Source organism: Sulfurimonas sp. (genome assembly GCF_027056685.1).
Taxonomy (GTDB): Bacteria; Campylobacterota; Campylobacteria; order Campylobacterales; family Sulfurimonadaceae; genus Sulfurimonas.
Genome location: NZ_JALUKE010000010.1, coordinates 1 through 1,671 on the forward strand (window position 1 = coordinate 1; position 1,671 = coordinate 1,671).

A 1,671-nucleotide genomic window follows, 5' to 3' on the forward strand; every position below is an offset into this window, starting at 1 on the left:
ACTGAGGTCTTGCGCCTAGTATTGTTAGGATTTTCATATCTCTTTCAACCTATTTATGTATTTTTTGATACTTTTTGAAAAAATTGCTTTTTTGTTGATAATCTTTTTATTAACACTGCTTACATTCTCCTCAACCACAGGCAATGTCATATCTTTTAAAAAAAAGCTTCCATTACATTCATCCAAAATCCACTCCCTGTTTGCAGGTAGATTTGAAACAATTGGATAACATCCAAACACCATTGCTTCAAGTAAAGAGACAGCAGTTGAATCCGAACTCGGGATGGAAATATAATATTTTGCTTTTTTATACAATGCATCTTGCTCCTCTTTTGTCAAGAAGCCAACAAATTTTATTTGTTGTGCAATACAAAGAGAAGCACTCAACCCTTCTAGCTCTTCTCTTTGTACGCCATCATTTGCAATGATTAATTGCAAATCTCGATTCTCAAGTCCTGCAAACCATCGAATAATTGCATCAATATTATAATTTTCACTCAGCGCCCTGTTTGAAAATATAAGATTTTCATCTTTTTGTATCTCTAAGCTCAGGTCAACATCTTCAAGCCCAAAAGCAAAAGTCTCTATCGCTTTATTGCCACTTATCTCTATGATTTTATCGCTCATATAAAAAGAGTCAGAGGTAATCAAGTCTGCATACTGCAAGGCAAATTTTGTAAACGCTCTTTTAATACGATTTTCAAAAGGAGTCACCAAAATATCACTTCCCCATGCAGATTGTATCAATTTGAGATGCAAATTATTTCTCTTTACAAGTGCAGCTAAAACACCGTAACTTGAAACATAATGAGCGTTAATGTATTTTGGCTGTAAAGCATCCACTATCTTTTTTATCTCAAAATATTTCAATAAGAGTTTAAAGTTACCACCCGCTGCGTTTACACTCTCATTGACAACATATATCTGCTCTTTATCAATATACTCCAACAGCTGATCATCATATCCATTCAGCGATATTAAAGAGAGGTCAAAATAATTACTAAGTTCTTTCACCCACTTCAAAGTATGCGGGCTTTTTCCATCTGCTAAGATTAAATACTTATCTCTCATCACAAATCTCATCTATTACTTTTTCCAAGCATTTTGTCTGCTCTTTACGGTGATGCTTTTTAATGACCTCTAAGTTAAACTCTCTCTTCAGCTTCTCTTTCCACTCTCTATACGCTTCTTCTAAAACCCTCTCAATCTTTTCTATATTTGCATTATCCGAAATATAGCCTGCGTTTGCATCGCGTATAAGCTTCGCTGCTACATCTTCTTCATCAACAAGAGCGATAATCGGCTTTAAAACTGCAAGGTATTCAAAAAGTTTGCCAGTAAAGACGCCCTTTCGTCCATTTGCAGGGTGAATAAGCAAAAGAGCATCACTCTTTTTCATCATTTCTATCGCTTCGGAGTGCTTTACTGAAGCAACAACTCTGACCTTATCTTGTAATAAATCAGGAATTTCAAAATGTGTTTTTACACCAACAAGATGTACAGTAACTTTCTTTGTATCATCTTTTTGCATTAACTTATTTAATGCTTTTAAAAAATTTATAGGATTCCTTTCACCGTAAAAATTCCCCATATATGTAATGGTAAACGCAGTATTGTCACTTTTTGTCTCTTCAAGAGTAAAATCATACCCATTACGAATTTCACGGAAAA

At 34.4% G+C, this 1,671-nt stretch carries 2 protein-coding genes; both read right to left on the minus strand.

The features are described 5' to 3' along the window. Positions 1-33: 33 nt before the first annotated feature. Positions 34-1,083, minus strand: coding sequence for a glycosyltransferase (locus tag MVY38_RS00495; RefSeq protein WP_297482233.1), 1,050 nt, complete (start codon positions 1,081-1,083; stop codon positions 34-36). Further along, positions 1,061-1,671 (minus strand): glycosyltransferase (locus MVY38_RS00500; protein ID WP_297482235.1); only part of this gene is annotated, 611 nt, incomplete at its 5' end. The genes MVY38_RS00495 and MVY38_RS00500, both read right to left, overlap by 23 nt.

Bases quoted from the DNA above. Each gene is read 5' to 3' on its own strand.
- MVY38_RS00495 (WP_297482233.1), bottom strand. From the start codon at position 1,083: ATGAGATTTGTGATGAGAGATAAGTATTTAATCTTAGCAGATGGAAAA.